The sequence below is a fragment of the Pacificibacter marinus genome (assembly GCF_018860665.1).
Taxonomy (GTDB): Bacteria; Pseudomonadota; Alphaproteobacteria; order Rhodobacterales; family Rhodobacteraceae; genus Celeribacter; species Celeribacter marinus_A.
Window position 1 is genome coordinate 36387 of record NZ_JAHKPK010000018.1, and the last position, 25049, is coordinate 61435.

Genomic DNA, 25049 nt, shown 5'->3' on the forward strand with positions numbered 1-25049 from the left:
GTGGCGGTCTAAACTCACTTAGCTATGCTTTTGTGAAAGTAATGTAACAAATACATGACAAAGACCAAATTTCAGGCAAATAATATGAAGCCAAATTTAGGACAGTGAAGGGGCTGCGCCCCTAACCCCTTAATCATAAGGTAAAATAACCGAAAAACAGCTGCCGTTGCCGGAATGGCTTTCCACACGTAATCTGCCGCGGTGACGGTTTAATATGTGTTTCACGATGGCCAATCCAAGCCCCGTGCCGCCCATTTCACGCGATCTATGGGTGTCGACGCGGTAAAAACGTTCGGTCAGGCGCGGAATGTGATGTGCAGGAATGCCCTCGCCTTGATCTGCGATATCAACACGCACAGCAGGGCCGCGCATTGTGGGCTCAATGGCATGAGACGTTATACAAATTGACACTTCACCGCCATCAGGTCCGTATTTGATCGCGTTTTCAACAAGGTTGGTGAACACTTGGGTCAGTTGGTCTTGATCCCCCATCACCAAATCCTGCGCATCGCCGCCCTCTAGGCGCAACGACACTCCGCGCGCTTCGGCCAAAGGGTGCAAGGTCTGCACAACTGAGCGCACCACAGCAGGAACATTCACCTCATTCGTCGGGCGCACACGGCGGTCTGCCTCAACGCGGCTGAGCGACAAAAGATCGCCAACGATTCGATTCATGCGCTTGGCCTCTGCGTCCATAATCGACAAAAACCGTGTCCGAGCATCCACATCATTGGCCGCAGGGCCAAGCAGGGTTTCGATGAATCCAAGCACAGCCGTCAGAGGCGTGCGCAATTCATGCGATACATTCGCAACGAAATCCCGACGCATTTGCCCTGCTTCTTGCAGCTCTGTTTTGTCTTCGAACGCGATGACGACATAGCCGACATCTTGTGTCACTGCTGCGCGGATTTGAACTTCAAAGTGCAGATCGCGCGATGATTCCGATACACGATAGATGGCAGTCGCATCCTCGCCCAAGCGCAATACGTTCTCAATGGCATCCAACAACATAGGCTGGCGCAATACCGTTATATAGTGCCGCCCTTGTGTGCCAGAGCCAAAAAGGTCTTCCGCTTTTTGATTGGCGATAACCACCCGTTCATCACGGCCAATGACGATCAATGGTAGCGGCATCGCTTTGGCCATTTCTATTACAAGGTCATTTGCAGACGTATTGGTGTATTGTGTCGAATTCATCTCGAGATCTTTCTTAAGGTGTTGCCTTGAGTACTGACAGAGTATGACGCGCATGTGACCCTTTTGCATGCGCTTTCGCTTTAAGGTTGTTGGATACGGCTTTGTATTGATTTTGCAGTTGCTTGGATTCGCAAAATGGTAATTTTTCCGATATTGCCAAAAACAAATGTTGCATTTAGGCGGGTTTCCGCTTCTCTTACAAATAAGCAGAAAAAATTCACAATAGGCTGTGCGACGAACAATGGGCAATATCTCAACTTCTAAGTTCTTTGATGTGATTGCGCTGTCCCGCAAGGATCGACAGAACAACACCAACATGACACTGCTTGTTGGTGAATTTGCTCATGTGCAAGGCGCAGAAACCCTGATGCCCTCGTCCTCAGCTGTCTTCTACTTGGACTTTAAGGACTTATCCGCTGACGTTTTTCGTGCAGTCAATCCCGATGTGGTGATTTCGCCCGCGATCGGCACGACATTCGATTGTTTGGAATTGGCCGAGTTCTTGGAAAAAGCCGCATTTTCTGGTCGGTATCGTGTGGTATTGGATAATATCCCGCGCCCCGATATCATCTGTCGTGAAGTGCGCCACACGCATCCGCTGCTGAATTTCGATGTCATCAGCGGCAAACCAGCGCTTACGAAACGTATGAACTAGGCGGCGGTTCGATCACGACCGCCTCGTTCTATTGTGCGCCCTGTAAAAAAACAGCTCACCCAATCGGTTTGAGACCAGCTTGAAACCGACGTCCGTTTTGTTGATAGCGCAGAGCTTGCTGTTTTAGCGCCTCGATTTGATCTTGTGTCAATTCACGCACAACTTTCCCAGGGGCCCCCATCACAACGGATCCGTCAGGGATTTCTTTATTCTCGGTGATCAAAGCCCCTGCCCCGATCAGACAATTTTTGCCGATCTTGGCACCGTTCAACACGATTGCCCCCATGCCAATCAATGTGTTCTCGCCCAAGGTGCAGCCGTGCAGCATGGCTTTATGCCCAATCGTACAGCCCGCGCCGATGGTCAAAGGTGACCCCATATCCGTATGCAGGACCGCGTTTTCTTGCACGTTGCTGCCGACACCGACATCAATCATTTCATTGTCGCCGCGCAATGTCGCACCAAACCAGATGTTCGCGCCCTTCCCCAAACGGACCTTGCCGATGACATTGGCATCATGCGCGACCCAGTAATCGCCATCCTCTGGTAAAATAGGCGCGTGATCGTCAAGACTATAGAGTGTCATGTTTCAATCTCCTCAAATTCCGCTTGCAAGCCACGCACCACATCCAACAACCCCGGTTGCTGCCTACGGTGCAGCCGCTCTGCCGAAACGATGGTTTTTAAACGTTCAAATGATGTATCAAGATCGTCATTCACCAGAACATAATCATAGCCATCCCAGTGACTGATCTCGTCCCAACTTTGGCGCATCCGCTTTTCAATCACATCCGAACTGTCTTGGCCGCGGGTCTCAAGCCGTCTACGCAACTCGGTGATGGAGGGCGGTAAAACAAAGATCGACAAGACGTGATCGCGTAGGGCTGAATTGGCGATTTGCTGCGCCCCTTGCCAATCAACATCGAACAACACATCCTTGCCCGCTTCAATCGCTTTACGCACAGGCCCCGCGGGCGAGCCATAATAGTTGCCAAACACCAAAGCATGCTCAAGCATATCGCCGCTGGTGACCATCGATTTAAAGTCATCCTCGGCTGTGAAATGGTAATCAACGCCATTTTGCTCGCCGAGGCGCGGTGCGCGAGTGGTGGCAGAGACGGAAAAGCTCAACGTCTCGTCCCACTGCATCAAACGTTTGGCAAGCGTGGATTTACCCGCACCAGAGGGCGACGATAAAATGATAAGAAGTCCGCGGCGTTCGGCTGACATATGTCCCTCCTTATAATGGACCATATTTCTATAATGCGCGCTGATAGGCTTGACCACCGTTTCGAATGACCTTTCGCAGGTGATTTTCGCGGCAGTGCAGCAATAAGGCAAGTGGAGCCTGCAATTTGATATGACGCCACTCAAATGAGGCAAAAACATGTCCTGCCCTACGGGAACGTCAGAAAGGCAGTCCTTTTAAAACGCCAGAATTAACGTTTGAGTCGCCCCTATAATCGTTGATTTTGCGGCTGCACCCAACTCATTTGACGATTGGAAGTCACATATGAGCGCATCACGGCAGCTTTTTCTGATCCGAACTCCAGCGATCGAATAATAATTATATGTATCTGTTTTCATGATGTATTTGAGAAATTCAGTATCGTAACTTTACAAAAACATGCCCTGAAATGGCTATTTCAGCGACCAAAACAGCGTTCGATATTAACCATTCATTAGGAATTTCCACCAATTTAGGCAAACTCGTGGCATAAAAGGGTCAAGCAAGCACAGAGACAAAGTGCGCAGTCAGAACAATGCAGCAAAGGCACATAACACCGCTGCAAACGATTAGGTGATGAAATGAAAATTGATTATGACAGCGGGTCTAACGTCGTATCCCTTATGCCTCGTCGCAACGAAATGATCTTTCCTGCTTTGCGCGAAGTCGAAGCCTACTGGGACGGCCTGCGCAACGGTCGCCCTGTGCCAGCCCGCAGCGACATTGATCCTCGCGGTATGCAATCTTCATTGGAATTCGCATTTATACTTGAGCGCATCGCCCCTGGTGTGGCCCGCTTTCGTCTTGCCGGTATGCACTTGACCGATTTGATGGGCATGGAGGTGCGCGGTATGCCACTTACCGCAATATTCGTGCCTGAAAGCCGCGCGAAAGTTTCTGCGGTGATCGAATCTGTATGTGACAGCCCGCAGATCGCAACACTGACCCTGAAAGGTGAGCGCGGCATCGGTCGCGGTTCATTGGACGCGCAGCTTTTGCTTTGCCCGCTGAAATCCGATCTTGGGGATGTGAATCGTATTCTTGGCTGCTTGCAATCCAAAGGCGACATCGGCCGTCAGCCCCGCCGCTTTGAAGCTGTTGAAACTGTGTCACGCGCTCTTATGAATGGTGGCGTTCAAGACAGACCAATGCCAGAGGGCATCACTGAAAAAGGCACCCCAATCCCACAAGGCTTCGCAGAAGCGCGCAAAGCCTACCTTGAGCAAAAAGACAGTATGACACCTGCTCAAGACACTCCACAGCCTCCGCGCCCGACAGGCAAACCCGCTTTGCGCCTTGTGTCGACCGATGACTGACCGCATGAACCTGAGCGCGTTGCGGTAAGAACTGTCACCTAGCGCACACCGCAATGTGACCTAACGACCAGACATAAAAAAGGCCGGACATGACGTCCGGCCTTTTCATATTCTATATCTTATCGCTTAGCGTGCGTTTTTAGACAGTTCTTCAGCCACCAAAAACGCCAGTTCCAAAGCTTGTGACGCGTTCAAGCGCGGATCACAGGCTGTGTGGTAACGATCAGCCAGATTTTCGTCGGTCACTTCAATCGCGCCGCCGGTGCATTCTGTCACATCCGCGCCCGTCATCTCGAAATGTACACCGCCCGGAATGGTCCCGTGTTCGCGGTGAACTTCAAAGAATTCCTGCACTTCGCCCAAAACGCTTTCAAACGGACGGGTTTTGTAACCGCTGTCTGATTTGATCGTATTGCCGTGCATCGGATCGCAAGACCACACAACGTTTGCGCCCTCTTCTTTCACCGCTTGAATCAAACGTGGCAGATGCTCTTTGACATTGCCGGCCCCGAAGCGCGCGATCAGCGTCAAGCGCCCTGCCTCATTCGCTGGGTTCAGCTTTTTCATCAAGATTTTCAGGTCTTCTGCAGTCGTTGTCGGACCACATTTCAAACCGATGGGGTTGGACACGCCAGAACAGAATTCAACATGTGCCCCGTCAGGTTGACGTGTGCGGTCGCCGATCCAAATCATGTGACCCGATCCTGCGACGGTATCGCCCAAAGTGCTGTCCACGCGGGTCAGCGCCTCTTCGTATTCCAACAACAACGCTTCGTGCGAGGTGTAGAAATCAACGGTTTTCAGATCGTTATTATTGTCAGACGTCATGCCTGCGGCGCGCATGAAATCCAGCGCGTCTTGGATGCGATTGGCCATATCGCGGTATTTCTCGGCTTCGTCGGCCTCCGTGAAGCCCAGAGTCCATCCATGCACGCGGTGCACATCGGCAAAACCACCCTTTGAGTATGCGCGCAACAAGTTCAAGCTTGCCGCCGCTTGGGTGTAGGCTTGCAACATGCGGTCTGGGTCGGGGATACGCGCTTCAGGTGTGAAATCGAACCCGTTGATGATGTCGCCGCGGTAGCTTGGCAACTCGACACCATTTGATGTCTCAGTGGGCGCTGAGCGTGGCTTGGCGAATTGCCCCGCCATACGGCCAACTTTCACCACAGGCACTTTCGCACCAAAGGTCAAAACCATCGCCATTTGCAGCATCACTTTGAACGTGTCGCGAATTTGATCTGCACCAAACTCAGCAAAGCTTTCCGCACAATCGCCACCTTGCAGCAAGAACGCTTCACCGCGTGAGGCAGCCGCCAGTTGTGATTTCAATGTTTTGATCTCGCCCGCAAAGACAAGAGGAGGATACTTGGAGAGTTGTGCCTCAACCGCGTTGAGTTTTGCCTCGTCCGTATACTCGGGCATTTGCACACGCGGTTTGTTACGCCATGCTGATTTTACCCAATCCGTCATTGTCTCTACTCCGGGAAATTAATTCATTTATGCCGCACCACGCAGAGTGTTAGCGCGAGCAGCCTAAGCGTTATAGGCGCAGGTCTTGGGTTGGAAAACCCGAAATGGTAAAAAAAGTTGCGCAATTTAGGGGCAATCGCACAATCAACATGCGCATTGGTCGCAACACCCCCCAGAAACCGTCATATCTTTTGGATGAATTGCCTTACAAGGAACCTATGTCACAGGCCAAAGCAGCCCGAAATAGGTGCCGTGACGTTACGTGATGTTTGAGCGATTCTTAGGTGTCTTGCTGCTTCCAGCACCTTTTCACACAATTTCCATGGACCAACTGAGATCATATTTCTGCTGTTTGGTATAGAAAAAGGGTGTTTTTTGTACAATTGGATAAAAAATACACAATATATGGGACACTGTTTCTAATTCCACTATGCCAACCGCCATCTCCGTCTAGTTGCTTTTCATTTGGAAACTGTCGATCTACGCTTCCCGCAGGACAATGATTCAACTGGGAGATAACAATGAAAAAACTTCTATTGGCCACAGCGGCCACAACACTTATGGCAGGCGCATCATACGCTGATGAAATCAAGCTGGGCCTTATGCTCGGTTTTTCTGGTCCTGCTGAATCTTTGGCACCAGACATGGCTGGCGGCGTGCGCGCTGCGGCAAAAGAAATCTCTGACAGCGGCAAATTCTTGGGTGGCACAACGGTTGCCATCGTTGAAGGCGATTCCACATGTACGGACGCAGCAGTTGCGTCGTCTGTTGCAGAACGCATGATCACATCTGACGGCATTGTTGGCCTTGTTGGCGCTTTGTGTTCTGGTGCGACAGGTGCAGCTTTGACAAATGTTGCGGTGCCAAACGGCATGGTCATGTTCTCGCCATCCGCAACATCGCCCTCTTTGACAACCATCGAAGACAACGGCTTGTTCTTCCGCGCGTCCCCATCTGACGCGCGCCAAGGCCAAGTTATGGCTGAATCGCTGCTCGAAAAAGGTGTGATGACAGCGGCTGTCACCTACACAAATAATGACTACGGCAAAGGCTTGGCCGATGCGTTTGAATCCTCCTACACAGCTTTGGGCGGTAAAGTCACAATCAACACATCCCATGAAGATGGCAAAGCGGATTACTCTGCTGAAGTGGGTGCATTGGCCTCTGCTGGCGGTGATATTCTTGTTGTTGTCGGATACCTTGATCAAGGTGGTCCAGGCATCATTCGTGCGGCTCTCGACACAGGTGCCTTTGATCGTTTCCACCTACCTGATGCGATGATCGGCGACACAATCGAAGAGCGCTTTGGCACTGAAATCGAAGGGGCTACTGGTCAAGTTCCAGGATCAGATTCCCCAGGTGGCGAGCTGCTCGTCGCGATTGGCGAAGCAAACGGTTACAATGGCACAGCGCCCTACGCCCCTGAATCCTATGACGCAGGTGCTATGATCTTGCTGGCGATGCAGGCAGCTGGGTCATCCGATCCACAGGTTTACAAAGACTTTGTGATGGGTGTTGCAAATGCTCCGGGTGAAAAAATCTTCCCCGGTGAATTGGCCAAAGCGCTCGATATCCTCGCCTCTGGCGGTGAGATTGACTATGTGGGCGGCACCGCTGCCGAGTTGATCGAACCCGGTGAAGCGGCTGGATCTTACCGTGAGATTCTTGTCAAAGACGGTAAAATCACCACTGTTGGCTACCGCTAATCGGTTAGACATTTTGCGCAGCCCGAGATTCTGTCTCGGGCTGTTCGCATAGTCGACCCACAAAAAGACGGTAAACCCAAGGGGATAGTTATATGATCGAAGTGCGTGATCTACACATGCATTTCGGCGGTTTTCGCGCGGTGGACGGGGCATCGCTTTCCATCAAGGAAGGTTCCATTACGGGTCTGATTGGCCCAAATGGCGCGGGGAAAACGTCGCTTTTCAATTGCATCGCAGGCGTTTTGACGCCCACCAGCGGACAAATCTTGTTTGATGGCGAAGACGTCACAGGTTTGAAACCGCATCAATTGTTCCACAAAGGCATCTTGCGCACCTTTCAAATCGCGCATGAGTTTTCCACCATGACGGTGCGTGAAAACCTGATGATGGTGCCCGCCAATCAATCTGGTGAAACGCTGTGGAACGCTTGGTTCAAACGCGGTCAGATTGCTGTTGAAGAAGCAGCTTTGCGTAAAAAAGCCGACGAAGTTCTAGAATTTTTGACCATTTCTCATATCGCGGATGAAAAAGCTGGCAACATCTCTGGCGGGCAAAAAAAGCTTGTCGAACTGGGCCGCACCATGATGGTCGACGCCAAAATCGTCTTTCTGGACGAAGTGGGCGCAGGCGTGAACCGTACCCTGCTGTACACTATTGCCGATGCGATTAAGCGTTTGAACACGGAACGAGGCTACACGTTTTGCATGATCGAACATGATATGGAGTTCATCAAAATGCTCTGTGATCCGGTGATTGTTATGGCCTCGGGCCAAGTGATGGCAACGGGATCAGCGGACGAGATTATGCAAAATGAACAGGTGATCGAGGCCTATCTAGGCACTGGCATCAAGAACAAAGAAGCCACCGAAGGGCTAACCAAGAACGCCATTCCAGCAGCATCGGAGGGCACAGCATGAGCTATTTGAGTGCCACTCATATGACTGGCGGCTACGGCGGCGCGGATATTTTGCATAATTGTGAACTGTCGGTCGAACAGGGCGAAATTGCCGTGATTGTTGGCCCGAACGGTGCTGGCAAATCGACTGCGATGAAAGCCGTGTTTGGGATGCTGAACATCCATACAGGATCAGTTGTGCTGGACGGCGAGGACATTACCAAATTGTCGCCGCAAGAACGTGTGTATAAAGGCATGGGCTTTGTGCCGCAGACTTCAAACATCTTTCCGACCATGACGGTTGAGGAAAATTTGGAAATGGGCGCGTTCATTCGCACTGATGATTATCAACAGACCTTGGAACAGGTCTATGAAATTTTTCCCGCAGTCTATGAAAAACGCTATCAGAATGCAGGCGAATTGTCCGGCGGACAACGACAACAGGTCGCCGTCAGTCGCGCTTTGATGACAAAACCCAAGTTACTGATGCTGGATGAGCCAACTGCAGGCGTTTCTCCCATCGTTATGGATGAATTGTTTGATCGTATTATCGAGGTGGCGAAAACAGGTATCGCTGTGCTTATGGTGGAACAAAATGCCCGACAAGCGCTTGATATTGCAGATAAAGGCTATGTTTTGGTGCAAGGTGCAAATGCCTATACCGACACAGGTGCCGCCTTGCTCGCAAACCCTGAAGTGCGCCGCACATTCTTGGGGGGTTAGGGCATGCATAGATTGGTCGTGCCGACCCTCGTTTTTACGCCGATTGTGATTGGAGTGCCGATTTACGTCTACACGTCCTATGTGGAAAATCAAAAAAACAACCTGCCTGCCGAACTGTTCTGTGTCTCAGAAACAATTTGCGAAGGCAGCGCCGCCAATTGCCGTAGCGGGTCTGCACCCTTGCGCTTCAAACGCGGTGACGATTTTGACGGCGAGATGCAATTCGACAACGGGCGTAAATTGACAGGCGATGTGACGGCTGTTGCAGGGCAGATGTCTGGGCGATTTGATGAGCCAGGGGGCGGAACATATGAGATTGAAATCTCAACCGAAAACTTCACGCTGATGCACCGCGTTCCAAATGTGCGAGGCACACAAAAAGAAACCTATTTTCAGGGCACATGTGAGAGGGTGAATTGATGGATATTCTCAACGCCTTAGTGGCATTTGCGAACTTTGTTCTTGTCCCGGGCACAGCTTATGGCGCGCAACTTGCGCTTGGGGCCCTTGGGGTCACGCTAATTTACGGAATTTTGCGGTTCTCGAACTTTGCCCACGGCGACACCATGGCGTTCGGCACGATGTTTACTGTGTTGATCACCGCTGCGATGCAATCGGCTGGGATCAGCTTTGGCCCCTTGCCCACCGCCCTGCTCGCTTTACCGTTTGCGATCTTGTGCACAATGGCTTTGGTGCTTGCCACCGATCGCGCAGTGTATCGCTTTTATCGCAAGGTCAAAGCGGCGCCAGTGATGTTGGTGATTGTGTCTATGGGCGTCATGTTTGTGATGAACGGCGCGGTGCGGATGATTGTTGGTACCGATGATCGGCGCTTTGCCGACGGGGAACGTTTCATCATCACCGCGCGTGATTTCAAATCCATGACAGGCCTATCCGAGGGCCTTGCCATTCGAACGACGCAAGCCATCACCGTGCTGGTGGCAGTTATCGTTGTGGCGGCCTTGTTCTGGTTTTTGAACAGAACCCGCACCGGAAAATCGATGCGCGCCTATGCAGATAACGAAGATTTGGCGCTTCTCTCAGGCATCAACCCTGAGCGTGTCGTGACGATTACATGGTTGATTGTGGCAGCTTTGGCCACCATCGCAGGCACGCTTTATGGATTAGATAAGTCCTTTAAGCCTTTCATTTATATGCAACTTTTGCTGCCTATATTTGCCTCTGCCATTGTTGGGGGGCTTGGGTCGCCGCTGGGGGCCATCGCAGGTGGCTTTGTGATCGCCTTTTCCGAGGTGACGCTGACTTATGCATTCAAAAAGGTCGTCACCTATCTGGTGCCAGAGACTTGGGCCCCAGACGGATTGGTGCAGCTTTTGTCCACCGACTATAAATTTGCGGTATCTTTCGCGATCCTGATCATCGTTTTACTGTTCAAACCTACAGGTCTGTTTAAGGGGAAATCGGTATGAGCCAATCTCACAATCACAGCCCATCGTCTGCCTACCGCGCGCCTTTGTACTTTGGGGCCATGGCAGCCCTGATCATTGGCGTTGGGTTTATCCAGTCTTGGAATTCGGCTTTGTTCATTTTGAACATGGGGCTGATTTCTGCGATCATGGCGCTTGGTGTGAACCTGCAATGGGGTTTCGCGGGCCTGTTTAACGTCGGCGTTATGGGCTTTGTCGCTCTGGGTGGTTTGGCTGTTGTGCTTGTTTCGACCTCTCCTGTTGGTGAGGCTTGGCAAGCGGGTGGACCACGGGTGATCTTTGCGCTTATGCTGGGCGTCGGAACTATTATTGGCGCGATTTTGTTGTGGAAAAAGCTTGCCAAGGGGCGTGTCCGCGCGCTTTTCGTAACCGCATGGATCGTCGTTGGGTTCTTTCTCTTCCGCGCGGTGTTTGATCCGGCAGTGGCCGCGATTGAAGCAATAAATCCCGCGATTTCCGGCAACCTTGGCGGTCTTGGGCTGCCTGTTTTGATCGCTTGGCCCATCGGTGGCTTGTTTGCGGCGGGCGCTGCATGGCTTGTGGCCAAAACCGCTTTGGGGCTGCGCTCTGATTACTTGGCAATTGCGACACTTGGCATTGCTGAAATCATTATTGCTGTGATGAAAAACGAAGACTGGATGGCCCGCGGCGTGAAAAACGTCATCGGCCTGCCCCGCCCTGTGCCTTATGAAATCGATTTGCAGCAAAGCGAATGGTTCATTGGTATGATGCAATCTATCGGCGCAGATCCCGTCACCGCGTCGAGCATTTTCGTCAAACTTTGCTATGCGGGTTTGTTTTTGGCAGTCATTCTTTTGTTGATCACGGCCATGCAACTGGCGCTCAATTCACCTTGGGGGCGAATGATGCGCGCGATCCGTGACAACGAAGTGTCATCTGAGGCCATGGGCAAGGATGTCACCGGACGCCATTTGCAAATCTTTGTGCTTGGGGCTGCCATTTGTGGCTTGGCAGGTGCAATGATGACCACGCTAGACGGTCAATTGACGCCAGCATCCTATCAGCCGCTGCGCTTTACCTTTCTGGTTTGGGTGATGGTGATTGTTGGTGGATCAGGCAACAACTGGGGCGCAGTTTTGGGTGGCCTGTTCATTTGGTTCCTCTGGGTCGAAGTCGAACCGATTGGCCGCTTTGTGGCCCAAGTTCTGACCTCAGGCTTGGCTGATGACAGTGGACTCAAAGAGGTCATCATGGATCGCATGGTCTATATTCGCCCGCTCACGATGGGGCTGGTGCTGCTCTTTGTGCTTCGGTTCAATCCGCGCGGATTGCTGCCTGAACGATAGAGTTTTTCACAGACGACAACAATTTGGGCGTGCCGTTTTAGGCGCGCCCTTCTTGTTTTCATGCGGCGGGCATTGGTGTGCCTTACATCCTCTGAAACGCAAAAAGGCGACCTTCAGGCCGCCTTTATACTCTTACTTTTGCACCTGAGTTTAGCTGGCGAGCAAAAGACGTGTTTCGTGTTTTTTCAAAGATTTGCGTGCGGATTCGTAATTGGTCAAACCGGCTTGTGTTGTAAGCTCTGGGAAGAGAGACAGCACTTCGTCACGTTGCGCGGATTGCAGGCCACCAAGCGATGCTTCACCAGGTTGGAACGTTTCGGTCCAAGCCCCGTTCGACAGCACAACTTCGTGGTTGTCACACAAGAAGTGAATGTAAGACGTTTGCGCAGGACGCGCTTGAGAAATGCCCGGCATGCCAACCAAATGGATCGCAGGTGATAGAACTTCACGTTCCTCAAAGTAGAGCTGCGCCCGGTCAGACGTGAGCAACACACGGTGCTGTGGCGAAACCATTAGGTCGCGTTCTGGCAAACCGTTGCCCAAAGCGCCTTTTTGGATCAACACGGGCGCCAAAGACGCTTGGCGGGCAAAATCGACCGCAGTGACATCTTTTTGACCGACCCAGCGAATTTCCTGCACGCCGTTGTCGCGTGTGAAAACTTTATCGCCCTCTTTCAACATTTCAGCAGCCACTTCGCCCTGCGGTGTCGCAATGGCAGTGCCAGGGGTGAAGCAAATCACGAATTCTTCGATGTCAAAGTAATTGATATTGGCGGATTGACCCGTGTCAGAATTGTAGAACGTCATCTGACCTGTAAAGCCGTTGCCGTCATCATCTGGATTTTGCACGTTGTTGGTCAGCTCATAGCCGTTAGCGATGAACCAGCTGACATCAAGGGTATCTTGATCTGTCGCATCGCCATCACCATCACCGTAAACGGTGGTGTTGTTCGGGTTCGACGTGGTGCCGATAGAGTTAACCACAATAGTGTCCGCGCCGTTGCCGCCGTGAAGCTCATCATTTTCGCCACCACCATACAGCGTGTCGTCGCCTTCGCCGCCGTAAAGTTTGTCAAAACCATCGCCTGCCGTCAGCGTGTCATTGCCATCTTCGCCGTAGATCACATCATTGCCGTCACCACCGTCGATGGTGTCATTGCCAGGGATGAGCGGTGTCACAACGACGTCATCGATCAAATCACCATTCATTGAAAACCCGGACTGTGTGGTCCGTGTGGTCAAAGTGAAAGTGATGGAGGTTTGGTTTTCGAATTCTGCTGAGAACCAAGCGTCTTGATCTGACGGATTGTTGGTTTCTGTGCCTGAAGCGATGACTTCAGAGCCTGTGTTGGTGACCTCTAAAGACGTGTCAGAGCTGGTTCCAAACCCTGTAAAGGAGCTAGAATCAACAGAAACAGATTCGACGTCGCCTACCGAATTGCGGTCAAGATCGTTGAAAGTCGCTGTCGAATTGATGGAAACCGCTTCCCCGGTGGTTGGGTTAAAGAACTCCAAACGGAAAGTCGCCGTTTCGCCACCATCATGAGACGATGAACCTTTGCCGCCGTTCAACAGGATTTCAGATCCGTTGCCCCCGCTCAAATCGACGTTCAAAGATCTGTCAGATGTTTCAACAAGAATCAAACGGCCTGAAATCCAAGTGCCATCATCCAATTGCGCAACTTTTGCGTAGATGGCTGAGTCACCCGGATCGGCATTATTGTTACCTGAGGAGCTGTCTGACACGAGGTTTGAACTGGAAAGTGACAGCGCACTTGCATCCAAGCCGGCGCTGTCAGAACTGTTGCCCGCATCGCCATACAGGGTGTCGTTGCCGTCACCACCGTTGATGATGTCATCACCGCCAAGGCCATTAATTGTATCATCGGCACTGGTGCCGTTTAGCGTATTGTTGCCGCTGTCGCCATTAATATCGGCCATCGTACATCCCCATTCGGTGTAGGGCGTCAACATCGCCCAAAATCAAAACGTCTATAGACGACTGGCAGGTCGCCTTTAATCAGAACCGCAAATGCAGTCTTAACACTCATTTACCACTAAATTGATAACTAGACAGAGGGAGATTGTATGAATATTCCCCCCGATGGTATGTTTTGATAGGTGAGACGTAGGAGGTGCCGTGCTTGCCCTCATGTAACCATCTGAAAAAATTACATATAAATAAGAATTTGGAAGATTTGGTGAAATTTTCAACCCCATAAGAACTGTGCGTCACAAAAATGTGCAGACGTTTCTTAAACGGAAACGGCTGCACAGATACTTGATTTTTCGATCAAATGTGGAAACGACCATATGATGTATGAGCGAAAACCCTAAACGGATCTTAGAATCATATGGTTGTTCGACAGTCTCAACCATGGGTAGGTTAGGACCCCGAATGCCATGCCCCCAAGGCTGACATTCGGGTGAAGGCTTGGATGTCGGCGTGCTTAAGACACCAACAGTTCAGCTTCATGTTTGCGCAGCACGCGACGTGCTGTTTCATAGTGGCCACGACCAGACTTTTCGCGCAATTCAGGGAAGATCGAGAAGATTTCTTCGCGTTGTTCTTCACCGATACCGGCCAAGGTGAAATCACCAGGCTGGAAGCTTTCAGACCAAGTGCCATTCCCAAGGATCACTTCGTGATGGTCGAACATCACGTGGACGTAAGTGACACCTTCAGCGCCCATAAGCTCAACACCGTCCATCTTGGTCAGGTGTTTTGCAGCGACAAGAACTTCGTGATCGTCAAAGTAGAGCGCAGCTTTTTCAGATGCGACGAGCATGCGGTGGTTTGGAGACACCATCATATCGCGCTCTGGCAAATCATTGCCCAAAGCCCCTTTGCGGATCATCACTGGGCAAAGCTCCGTGCGAAGCATCAAGTCAACAGAAGACAGAGTTTTGTGGCCAACCCAGCGGATGGTTTGAAGCCCATTGTCGCGGGTGATGACCTTATCACCCACTTTAAGGGTCTCAACAGCCACTTCACCCTTCGGTGTCGCGATCATCGTACCAGGCGTGAAACATGGGATCACATTCTCGATGTTCTCGAATGTCATCGATCCAGTTACATTGCCTTCGCCATCAAGGAAATCGACAGTACCGTTTTCAGAGTTGCTCGGATCGTAGATGATATTGAGCGGACCGGCGCCTGTCAGATCAAGCGTATCGTTGTCATCGCCAGCTTCGCCGCCGTCGACCACATCGCCAGCGTTACCGCCGATGATTGTATCCGCATCCGCACCACCAAAGATTTCATCCGCGCCTGTGCCGCCTGTGATGGTATCATTGCCGTCACCACCATCGATGATGTCATCGCCGCGGTTGCCGTAGATGGTATCATCGCCCGCGCCACCATTCAGGATATCGCTACCATCGTTGCTGGTTAGAGATATGTTGTCGAGCAAAGGACCATAGGTAGAGTTTTCATCGCTGAGTTCACGGAACTCAAGACGATCATCGCCAGAGCCTGTGACTTCGAACTCATAGGTTTCCCACTCATCGCCCGGCTCAATCGTATCGATCAAAACACCGCCAAAGTAAACTTCGACTTGATCTTCAGACCCTTCAACACGCTGCATCACATCAACGCTGATGGTGTAGCTTTCACCATCGGTTGTATCCACGTCTTGGTAGATGCTGTCGAGGCCACGTTCGGCGTCAAGTTCGATAAACGTGCCGCCGTCTTTCGAGAACTCACCCTCGAACCCGTTGCCCCAAGTCTCGATAAGACCGGAGTTGGACTGCCATCCTGTGATCGAAGACACTTGCGAGAAGGTGCCATCCGCTTGACCGCTTTCCAAAGCGCCGTTGACCAGCAGGTTTTCGGACAGATCGCTGTCATCGCCAACGATCAAGTCATCGCCGTCACCGCCGTCAATCGTGTCGTTGCCCGCGTTACCGTAAAGCATGTCGTTGTCGATACCGCCATCGATGGTATCGTCGCCGTCACCGCCCAAAAGCGTATCCGTGTCGTCGCCACCGATGATCGTATCATCGCCCGCGCCGCCATCAACATAATCCCTGTCGTTTTCTGGAGCGGGATCAGTGTCGTCGCTTTCATCTGTGTGGTTCATGACGCCATCGACATCAGAGGCATCAATGTAATCATCGCCGTCGCCGCCGTAGATTTCATCAGACCCATGGCCGCCGATAATCGTATCGTTGCCAGTGCCACCATAGACAACGTCGTCGTCGATGCCTGCGTTGATGGTATCGTCGCCAGAACCGCCATCGATGTAATCCGCGTCGTCACCCGTCAGGATCGTATCGTTGCCAGCGCCACCGTAAACGGTGTCTTTACCGTCTTCTGTGTTCTGGTCTGATCCGTATGGGTACAAAGCGTTTGGCAAGGCAGGGTCGTCACCAACGTAGTCAGAGAAGGTGTCATTGCCCACGTCGATGTAATCATCGCCGTCGCCGCCATCGACGTAGTCAGCCCCTTGAACGTCGATGATCGTGTCATTGCCTGAGCCACCGTAAACGGTATCGTTATCGATGCCCGAATAGATGGTGTCATCGCCGTCGCCGCCGAGAACGGTATCCGCATCGTCACCTGTGTAAATGGTGTCATTGCCAGCACCGCCGTCAACATAGTCGATGTCATCGGTTGGGTTTGCGTCATCGTAGATGTCTGTTGGGTACGGCGTGTCATCAAGCGCTGCGTCAAGCAAGAGCGATGGATCTGCGGCGAGCTCGTCAAAAGTGTTCGGGCCAGAATTTGCACCGGACACATCGATAAAGTCGTCGCCAGACCCGCCTTCAACAGTTTCAGAGCCGCTGGTATCGATGATCGTATCGTTGCCTGCGCCGCCCAGAAGCGTATCGTCGCCAGCATTGCCGTTGATGTAATCATCGCCAGAGCCACCATCGATGTAATCGGCTTCGTCGCCTGCATCTGCGTCAACGGAATATGACAGGTTGTCGATCGCGCCAGAGCCCGGCAATGAAACCGTCATACTTGCAACACCAGCCGTATCAATGTCGAGCGTCGCCACTCCACCGTTGGCCGTTGTCGGTGTCGGGATCGTTGCGATAACAGCGCCGTCGACATCGAACAACGTCACGGTGCCTACGCCATTGTCCATATCGAGGAATGTCAGGCTGTTGACGGTTGAAACATCAGCAAAATCAAAAACAAACGTGCCGCCGGATGCGTCATCATCAGGGTCAGTGCTGTCGCCATCTTCAGACAGGATCAGAACATTGCCGAGTGTGCTGCTTGCAAGGTCACTGTCACCGCCAGTTGGGTTGGCAGTATCAAAGACCATAACGGGATTGCTTGCACTGGCGCTTGAAATGGTTACGCCGTCGCTGATGAACTGATTGCCAACAACTTCGCCTGTGGTCAGGTCGTTGAAATCAAGTGTGACGTCTTTTGCAAGCGCGCCACCGTATAGTTCATCATCACCGGATCCACCTGTGATCGTATCTGCGCCCGCGCCACCATAAGCAACATCGTCGCCTGCATCGCCAGCAACAGTGTCGTCACCGATTTCACCAAAGAGCAAATCGTTGTCGTTCATGCCTTCCAAGAAATCGTCGCCAGTGCCGCCGTGCAGCTCGTCGTCGCCATCAACGCCACATAGGGTATCATCGCCAGATTCGCCGAAGACTTCATCATCTCCGTCACCTGAAATCACAAGATCGTCGCCCGCGCCAGCGTGAACGATGTCGTCGTCGCCAACTTCACCGTCCAACAATGCGTCATCATTGTCGATCATATCGCCGTCGGGATCACCTTCGTAATCAACCGTGATTGTATCATCGCCGTCAGTGCCTGAAACGATACCGTCCAAATTCGAGGCTTCGTCAAAGGAAATGTCAGCAATTTTTACGGTACCAGATGTAGAAGAATCGCTGCCGTTGTCGTGAATGACAGAAAAGCTCACGATTGGACCAGGGATCGTAACGGTTACTGTATCAAGCGCACCAGAGCCTTCGACGGCTGAGGTATCATTGCCGTCACCTTCGATCGAATTCCCATTAACTTCATGCTTGTACAGGTTCGAAAATGTAACTTCGACCTCTTCGCCCGCAGCGTTAAGCGCAACGATGGTGACTTTATCGTCCCAACCACGGCCAGAATCGACGTCAAACACTTCAAAAGTGACATTTGAGACTTCTTCGGTGAAGGTAAACTCTGCAGTTGTCGGTTTATCGACGCATGAGCTTTCCAGCTCTCCCCCAGACATTTTGAAGGAGTGACCATCTGATTTTGGTGTCGATACTGTGACACCAACTGTGCCGTCACCTGTGGACGATGAGACTGTTGTTGAACCGTCAGCGCCGGTCGAGTTGAGGTCGAGTGTGTAATCGGACATGTTTAAAGCTCCTGGTTGCCGCCGCGCTCATCGCTGTTCACGACGACGACGCAAGTGTAATGGTTATGAGATTTTGCCAAAGCAAAGCAGACGGGATTGACGCCATTTAAGGTGGAGAATGCGCGGTGGGCGCTCGGACGATATGATCGACATTTTGTCATACTAGACACTTTGCCATACTCTCTCTCCTACACACGTAAGGACACCCAAACGCGATTACCCGAAGGCGTTACTGGCCACCAAAAGCCACGTAAACGGAGAACTCGAAACATCCAGCAAGGCAAAACTTACCTCATCCCGCAAGCGGGTTACACATGTCTACAGCAGCAGCGGAACGAGCAACCATTCCAAATACCACACGGACACGTATGCCAGATGATCAAACGATCACCCTTCTACGCGGCCGCCCCCGTGGCCGAAAAATTATGCCCCCCAGTGGGCATGTCGAGTCATACGATCAAATGGTCCAACTGCAAAATACGTTTTCACTCATCGCAGGTCGAAAAAGACGAAAAAGACAAGTTGATGCAGTTGGTTAACGGCCGAGTCATCGCGTGTGATTGGGTTGAGTAACACAACCTTGAGGTAAGTTGGAATCAGAGCAAAGGCCTTTAGGCTTATGTTTTTCAAACACTTACAGAACAGCGATGAATGCCCTAAGTTGCCCTTAGGTCATTAATCTTCTGAACGCTGCGTCAAAGTCTCTCATTACGTAGGGTGATCCATTTTTTTGCCACCATTCTGACGGCATCCCATCGTGCTGCTCAACAATGCGATCCACGTGATTAAATTTACGCTATTCTGGAAACAGTATGGGCGTTCAAATGGCGAATCAGAGCGAGAATCTGTCTCATATAAGGCAAATGATTCGCGATCCCAAAGCCCCGTAAGCGATCAATTATGGTTAAAAATTTGAAGACAAAGCGCCACAAATTGATCTTGTGTTCAGCGGTGCATCCTGAAGAATATGGCATTTTAGAAGCCAAAAATAGAAAAACCCCAAAAGCCCATATGCTTTGGGGTCTGTCAGACATTCTCGAAGGAATGCAATTTTGGAATGGTACCCGCGGGCGGACTCGAACCGCCAAGCCTGTTACAGCGGGGGATTTTGAATCCCCTGTGTCTACCAATTCCACCACGCGGGCAGATCGAAGTTTTGGGTCGCTTAAAACCGTTTGCTTCGTCGTGTGAGGGATTTAGCGAAGCGCGCCGCCGTCCACAAGAGGGATATGACAGTTCTTGATAAAAAAATGTCATTTTCTTTTGGGGTGAACGGAAACGCCCTTATTTTTAAGGCCATTCGCCAAAGTCGCGCAGCGCCAAAAACATCGCAGACCACGATGAGACCGCAATCATAGCCTGTTTTCATCAAAATTGGCTTTGTTGAGAGCTGATATGGGAACATCCACAGGATTGAGAAGCCCGGCCAGCAGTGCGCACCCAAATGAGAAAAGCCATCTGCCCGATTTTCGAACAGGCTTAGAGCAAAGAAAACCGCCCTGCCCCAATTGGCTGACACACACATATAGTTCTGGATATCTACAATTTAGACCAAAGTGATTGAAGCAAACGGCACGCCCCAGCCCGACCGTGTCACGGCAGTTTCCGCGGGCACCAATAGATACATGCACAGATTAGCGTCAGAGCGTGGTCTCAAAGGGTAAAATGCGGTGATCTGACCTTGACCCACAGGCAGCAATACGGCCTAAAGAGGCAAAACAGGTTTTGAGGATTTGGGCATATGTTGAAACGGCTTTATGATTGGACTCTGTCCATGGCGCAACACCCGCGCGCGTTATGGGCTTTGGCTTTGGTCGCGTTCGTTGAAAGCTCGGTCTTTCCGATCCCGCCTGATATTTTAATGATCCCATTGATCGTTGCGCGCCCCAAAGATGCGTTTAAGATCGCGTTTGTTGCCACTCTGGCCTCGGTCGCTGGCGGGATGCTTGGCTATTTCATCGGTTATGGTGCCTTCGAGACCATTGGTCGTCCGGTGCTCGAATTCTACGGCAAAGACGCGTATTTCGATGAATTCAAAGAGACATACAACCAATATGGCGCTTGGGCTGTGTTGATCGCAGGCGTCACACCCTTTCCTTATAAAGTCATCACCATCTTGTCGGGGGCAACGGCTTTGTCCCTGCCCGTCTTTATCGCGGCCTCTGTTGCCGCGCGCGCTTTGCGGTTCTTTATTGTTGCCGCCTTGTTGTGGAAATTCGGCGAACCTATTCGCGATTTCATTGAAAAGCGTTTGGGGCTGATGTTCACGCTTTTTGTCATCTTACTTGTGGGCGGCTTTGCCGTGGTGAAATTCCTATGAAAAAATTGACACGTACACATTTGGTGATCTTGGCGGCGGGTGGATCGCTTGCGCTTTTGCTTGGTGCTTTCTTATTCCAAGTTTTGGGGTATCCGCCCTGTAAAATGTGTTTTTGGCAACGTTGGCCCCACGCGGCTGCTATCTTGATCGGGGCAGCCTATATGGGCCTGCGCGCCCGTGTCTTAATATGGCTGGGCGCGCTTGCCGCAGCAGTGACCTCGGGCATTGGCGCCTATCATGCTGGTGTTGAATACAAATGGTGGGAAGGCCCAACCTCTTGCACAGGCGGCAGCAACGCGCTGTCTGGCCTCACCGGAAGCGATCTTTTGCCCGGATCGGCCACCAAAGCGATCGTCATGTGTGACGAGGTGTCATGGCAGCTGTTGGGCCTGTCTATGGCCAGCTATAATTTCATCTTTTCAGCGCTTCTGGTCGTCGTTTGGGTCATGGCGGCACGCAAAGACGCTTAAAGCGCATCACAAGGTTACTGAGGGCCCTCTAAGGGCCCAATGAGCCATTGCACCCTATATACTGTCTGGGGTAGACTACAGGTCAACGATATATAGACCTCAAAACAACCACAGGCGGACATCGTGAGCGACACTCCTCAAACTCCTGACTCCGAAGACGAAACACCACGCGAACCTATGTTCCATGATGGGCCGAACATCTCGATCACGTCCGAGATGAAAAGCTCTTATTTGGACTACGCGATGAGCGTAATCGTCAGCCGCGCTATTCCGGATTTGCGCGATGGTTTGAAACCTGTGCACCGTCGCATCATCTATTCGATGTACGAAAAAGGCATCACCCACGACAAAACCTACCGTAAATCGGCAAAATCTGTCGGCGATGTGATGGGCTCTTACCACCCGCATGGCGATAGCGCGATCTACGACGCTTTGGTGCGTATGGCGCAAGATTTTTCGATGTCTTTACCGCTTGTCGATGGTCAAGGTAACTTTGGCTCTATGGACGGTGATAGTGCGGCGGCGATGCGTTACACGGAATCGCGTCTGCAAAAAGTCACCTCTTACATGACGGGCGATTTGGACAAAGACACTGTCGATTTCACCGACAACTACGACGGCAAAGAGCGCGAACCCACCGTCTTGCCTGCACGTTTCCCGAATATGTTGGTCAACGGTGCTGGCGGTATCGCGGTCGGCATGGCGACGAACATCCCGCCGCATAATTTGGGCGAAGTGATCGATGCCACGCTTGAGCTGATCGACAATCCTGACTTGTCGATGGAGCGGTTGATGGAAATCATCCCTGGTCCTGACTTCCCGACTGGCGCGATCATGTTGGGCCGCTCTGGTGCGCGTAAAGCCTATCTTGAGGGCCGTGGATCTGTGATCATTCGCGCCAAAACCCATGTCGAGGAACTGCGCAAGGACCGTTATGCGATTGTTGTGGACGAGATTCCCTATCAGGTGAATAAATCCACGATGATCGAAAAAATCGCCGAACTTGTGCGCGATAAAAAGGTCGAAGGCATCGCCCACGTCCAAGATGAATCTGATCGCGTTGGCGTGCGGGTTGTGGTCGAATTGAAACGCGATGCCACGCCCGAAGTCGTGTTGAACCAATTGTTCCGCTTCACGCCATTGCAAACATACTTTGGTTGTAACATGTTGGCGCTGAACTCTGGTCGTCCTGAGCAGCTGACCTTGCGTGATTTCTTGACCTACTTCATCTCGTTCCGTGAAGAAGTTGTGGCGCGCCGCACCGCGTTTGAACTGCGCAAAGCCCGTGATCGCGCGCATATCTTGTGTGGTTTGGCTGTGGCTGTGACCAATGTCGACGAAATCGTCGCCACCATCCGCGCCTCTGCCGATGCGGCCGAAGCGCGTGCCAAATTGATGACGCGTCGCTGGCCTGCTCATGACATCGCGCCCTATATCAAACTGGTTGATGATCCGTCGCACACGATCAATGAAGATGGCACCTATAACCTGTCAGAAGTTCAAACCCGCGCGATTTTGGAACTGCGTTTGCAGCGCCTGACACAGATCGGTGTCAAAGAAGTCACCGACGAGTTGCAAGAACTTGCTGGTAAAATCAAAGACTACCTTGAAATTCTGGCCTCACGCGAACGCATCATGGAGATCATTTCGAACGAATTGATCGAAGTGAAAACCCAGTTCGCTGTGCCGCGTCGGACCGAGATTGTCGATTGGTCTGGAGATTCCTCTGACGAAGATCTGATCGAAAAAGAAGACATGGTCGTGACCATTACTTCGTCCGGTTGGGCCAAACGCACGCCATTGGCCGATTACCGCGCACAAAAACGTGGTGGTAAAGGTCTGTCTGGCATGGCGACCAAAGACGAAGATGTGATCACCACGCTCTTTGTGGCCAACACCCATACGCAGCTGCTGTTCTTTACTGACGATGGCATGGCCTACAAGTTGAAAACATGGCGTTTGCCGCTTGGGGGACGTACCGCTAAGGGCAAACCGATTGTCAATATTCTGCCTATCCCAACAGGTGTTGGCATTGCGGCGATCATGCCGGTGGACCGTGACGAAGTGGAATGGGACGACCTGCAAATCGTCTTTGCAACATCCAAAGGCTCTGTGCGTCGTAACCGCCTGTCTGACTTCACCAATGTGAAATCAAACGGCAAGATTGCGATGAAATTCGAGGGCGAAGATGAGGGCACGCGCCTGATCAATGCGCGCATTTGCGATGAAAATGATGACGTTATGCTTGTGACGTCTTCTGGTCGCGCCATCCGGTTCCCTGTCACTGACGTGCGTGTGTTCAATTCGCGTGCTTCATTGGGGGTTCGTGGTATCAAGATGACCGACGATGAAGTTGTGTCGATGTCTGTGATCCGTCACTTTGAAGCGGAGGCCTCTGAACGCGCTGCTTACCTTAAAATGCGTCGTGCGCAAGCTGGTGCGGATGAGGCTGAGGGAACCGATGATGACGAAGAAGCCGTCGAGGGCTCCATCAGCCAAGAGCGTTTCGAGGAAATGAAAGCCGCAGAAGAACTGCTGGTGACCATTTCTGAAAGCGGCACTGGCAAGCTGTCGTCCAGCCATGACTATCCCGTTCGGGGCCGTGGTGGTATGGGCGTCACGGCGATGGATAAAGCGATGCGTGGCGGGCCTCTTGTTGCGTCCTTCCCTGTCTCGCTGGATGACCAGATCATGCTTGCGACCTCTAAAGGCCAATCTATCCGCTGCCCTGTGCAAGGCATCTCCTTCCGCTCGCGCTCAGCTGGTGGTGTGAAGGTGTTCAATACAGGAAAAGGCGAAGTGGTTGTGTCCGTGGCCTATATTGCGGAAAGCGATGAAGATGAGGCCGATGTGGTTGATGGCACAGCGGCTGAGACGCCGGATGCGCCCACAAGCTAAACTCCACTCACGATAAATTGATTAAACTTTACATTTGAGGGCCTTAGGGCCCTCAAATCATGTTGAGCATAAGACTAATCTGACCCATTTGTTGCCGCATTGCAACTGCGCCATTCATTGCCAATTTAGGCGCTGGTCTTTCTCCTGCAATACGCCGTAGAGGTCGGCCTGTATTTATAATGGAGATCCCAAACAATGAAAAATATCGCTCTTGCACTTACAGGCTTGGCCGCAATTTCCGCAGCGCCAGCTTTTGCAGAAACAACATACCTGTCGTTCGACTTGGGCTACTCCGAATTGTCTGAAGGCGGTGATACACTTGAAAATTTGTCAGGTGCAGCAGCGTTTGAGGGTAAATCAGGTAAGTTTACTTACGGCGCTGAATTGTCAGGCGCAAAGTTCTCAATTGGTGGCGGCGATCTGAATATTTCAGAAATTTCAGCAATTCTTGGCTATGATATTACCTCGGCAATCACAGTTTTTGCAGGCGCCAGCGTTTTTGAAATTGAAGACGAAGAATTCACATCTTTAACCGCAGGTGCAGAATATGCCTTGGGTGATCTGACTTTTGGTGCGGCTTACACCAACACTGAAGTCGACGGTTTCGAATCCGATGGCGGCCAAGCTTACGTTGACTATGACACAGCCGCACTCGACGCTTACTTCGGCGTTGCTTTCGGTGACGACATGGATGACATCTACTTTGCAGGCCTGTCACGTGACGTTGCCGCATACGAAGTTGAATTCGACGCAATCGTTGTTGACGAACTCAACGTTTACACATTGTCCGGTTCTTACAACATCCGTGACAACATCCGTCTGAACGCTTCTGTTGATTACTTCGACGCATATGGCGACGACTTGACACAAGCGAGCATCGGCGCTGGCTACATGGTTGCAGACAACATCTGGGTTGATGCATCATACAACTCACTCGAAATCGACGGCGATAGCGTTGACGGCTTTGGTTTGGCTGTTTCCTTTGAAACTGGCGACCGTGGTTTGCGTGCCTCTGAGCGCGTGATGACAGCATACGACTACTTGTCAACTCTGCCAGTACTCGGCGGCATCTAAGCTCTACGCT

Annotated in this window: 18 protein-coding genes and 1 tRNA gene; 12 read left to right on the forward strand and 7 right to left on the reverse strand. The window is 51.6% G+C overall.

Annotated features, from left to right (window positions below):
• Window positions 1-129: 129 nt before the first annotated feature.
• Window positions 130-1197: an ATP-binding protein gene (locus KO497_RS04695; protein WP_215942815.1), complete on the reverse strand. Its 1068-nt coding sequence runs from the start codon at window positions 1195-1197 to the stop codon at window positions 130-132.
• 241 nt (window positions 1198-1438) lie between these two features.
• Here KO497_RS04695 and KO497_RS04700 point away from each other — a divergent pair, with 241 nt between their 5' ends.
• Complete coding sequence (locus KO497_RS04700) at window positions 1439-1852, forward strand: hypothetical protein (RefSeq protein ID WP_215942816.1); 414 nt, start codon at window positions 1439-1441, stop codon at window positions 1850-1852.
• A gap of 55 nt (window positions 1853-1907) precedes the next feature.
• Here the strand turns inward: KO497_RS04700 and KO497_RS04705 are convergent, their stop codons facing one another.
• Both KO497_RS04705 and gmk read right to left on the reverse strand, forming a co-directional pair.
• Window positions 1908-2438, reverse strand: coding sequence for a gamma carbonic anhydrase family protein (locus KO497_RS04705; protein WP_215942817.1), 531 nt, complete (start codon window positions 2436-2438; stop codon window positions 1908-1910).
• Window positions 2435-3082, reverse strand: coding sequence for a guanylate kinase (gene gmk, locus KO497_RS04710; RefSeq protein WP_215942818.1), 648 nt, complete (start codon window positions 3080-3082; stop codon window positions 2435-2437). The genes KO497_RS04705 and gmk overlap by 4 nt, the downstream gene beginning before the upstream one ends.
• Window positions 3083-3661: 579 nt before the next feature.
• Between gmk and KO497_RS04715 the strand changes: the two genes are divergently transcribed.
• A complete protein-coding gene (locus KO497_RS04715) occupies window positions 3662-4396 on the forward strand; it encodes a PAS domain-containing protein (protein ID WP_215942819.1) in 735 nt (244 codons plus the stop codon).
• A gap of 126 nt (window positions 4397-4522) precedes the next feature.
• Here KO497_RS04715 and KO497_RS04720 read toward each other — a convergent pair whose 3' ends face one another.
• The gene (locus KO497_RS04720; RefSeq protein WP_215942820.1) at window positions 4523-5869 is read right to left on the reverse strand and encodes a class II 3-deoxy-7-phosphoheptulonate synthase; all 1347 of its coding nucleotides are present in this window, start codon (window positions 5867-5869) and stop codon (window positions 4523-4525) included.
• 521 nt (window positions 5870-6390) lie between these two features.
• On the opposite strand from KO497_RS04720, the gene KO497_RS04725 reads away from it, so the two are divergent.
• The 6 genes from KO497_RS04725 to KO497_RS04750 all read left to right on the forward strand — a co-directional run bounded on the left by KO497_RS04725 (window position 6391) and on the right by KO497_RS04750 (window position 11948).
• Window positions 6391-7575, forward strand: coding sequence for an ABC transporter substrate-binding protein (locus KO497_RS04725; RefSeq protein ID WP_215942821.1), 1185 nt, complete (start codon window positions 6391-6393; stop codon window positions 7573-7575).
• A 92-nt stretch (window positions 7576-7667) separates the two neighbouring features.
• Window positions 7668-8492, forward strand: coding sequence for an ABC transporter ATP-binding protein (locus tag KO497_RS04730; RefSeq protein WP_215942822.1), 825 nt, complete (start codon window positions 7668-7670; stop codon window positions 8490-8492).
• Window positions 8489-9193 carry an ABC transporter ATP-binding protein gene (locus KO497_RS04735; protein ID WP_215942823.1) on the forward strand — a complete coding sequence of 235 codons (705 nt, stop codon included), beginning with the start codon at window positions 8489-8491 and terminating at the stop codon, window positions 9191-9193. Before KO497_RS04730 ends, KO497_RS04735 begins: the two co-directional genes overlap by 4 nt.
• A 3-nt stretch (window positions 9194-9196) precedes the next feature.
• Window positions 9197-9613: a hypothetical protein gene (locus KO497_RS04740; protein ID WP_215942824.1), complete on the forward strand. Its 417-nt coding sequence runs from the start codon at window positions 9197-9199 to the stop codon at window positions 9611-9613.
• Entirely contained in the window at window positions 9613-10623 is a 1011-nt protein-coding gene (locus KO497_RS04745; RefSeq protein WP_215942825.1) for a branched-chain amino acid ABC transporter permease, read from the forward strand. The genes KO497_RS04740 and KO497_RS04745 overlap by 1 nt, the downstream gene beginning before the upstream one ends.
• On the forward strand, window positions 10620-11948 hold the full coding sequence (locus KO497_RS04750) for a branched-chain amino acid ABC transporter permease (RefSeq protein WP_215942826.1): 1329 nt from the start codon (window positions 10620-10622) through the stop codon (window positions 11946-11948). Before KO497_RS04745 ends, KO497_RS04750 begins: the two co-directional genes overlap by 4 nt.
• A 150-nt stretch (window positions 11949-12098) precedes the next feature.
• Here KO497_RS04750 and KO497_RS04755 read toward each other — a convergent pair whose 3' ends face one another.
• The 3 genes from KO497_RS04755 to KO497_RS04765 form a co-directional block, all read right to left on the reverse strand.
• Window positions 12099-13889: a Hint domain-containing protein gene (locus KO497_RS04755; RefSeq protein WP_215942827.1), complete on the reverse strand. Its 1791-nt coding sequence runs from the start codon at window positions 13887-13889 to the stop codon at window positions 12099-12101.
• A gap of 509 nt (window positions 13890-14398) precedes the next feature.
• Window positions 14399-18277 carry a Hint domain-containing protein gene (locus tag KO497_RS04760; protein ID WP_215942828.1) on the reverse strand — a complete coding sequence of 1293 codons (3879 nt, stop codon included), beginning with the start codon at window positions 18275-18277 and terminating at the stop codon, window positions 14399-14401.
• Window positions 18278-19335: 1058 nt separating this feature from the next.
• Window positions 19336-19422, reverse strand: a tRNA-Leu gene (locus tag KO497_RS04765).
• A gap of 596 nt (window positions 19423-20018) precedes the next feature.
• Here KO497_RS04765 and KO497_RS04770 point away from each other — a divergent pair.
• The 4 genes from KO497_RS04770 to KO497_RS04785 all read left to right on the forward strand — a co-directional run bounded on the left by KO497_RS04770 (window position 20019) and on the right by KO497_RS04785 (window position 25039).
• On the forward strand, window positions 20019-20597 hold the full coding sequence (locus KO497_RS04770) for a YqaA family protein (RefSeq protein WP_215942829.1): 579 nt from the start codon (window positions 20019-20021) through the stop codon (window positions 20595-20597).
• The gene (locus KO497_RS04775) at window positions 20594-21067 is read left to right on the forward strand and encodes a disulfide bond formation protein B (protein ID WP_252729522.1); all 474 of its coding nucleotides are present in this window, start codon (window positions 20594-20596) and stop codon (window positions 21065-21067) included. Before KO497_RS04770 ends, KO497_RS04775 begins: the two co-directional genes overlap by 4 nt.
• A gap of 123 nt (window positions 21068-21190) precedes the next feature.
• Window positions 21191-23965: a DNA gyrase subunit A gene (gene gyrA, locus KO497_RS04780; RefSeq protein WP_215942830.1), complete on the forward strand. Its 2775-nt coding sequence runs from the start codon at window positions 21191-21193 to the stop codon at window positions 23963-23965.
• 195 nt (window positions 23966-24160) lie between these two features.
• Complete coding sequence (locus KO497_RS04785; RefSeq protein WP_215942831.1) at window positions 24161-25039, forward strand: hypothetical protein; 879 nt, start codon at window positions 24161-24163, stop codon at window positions 25037-25039.
• Window positions 25040-25049: the final 10 nt, after the last annotated feature.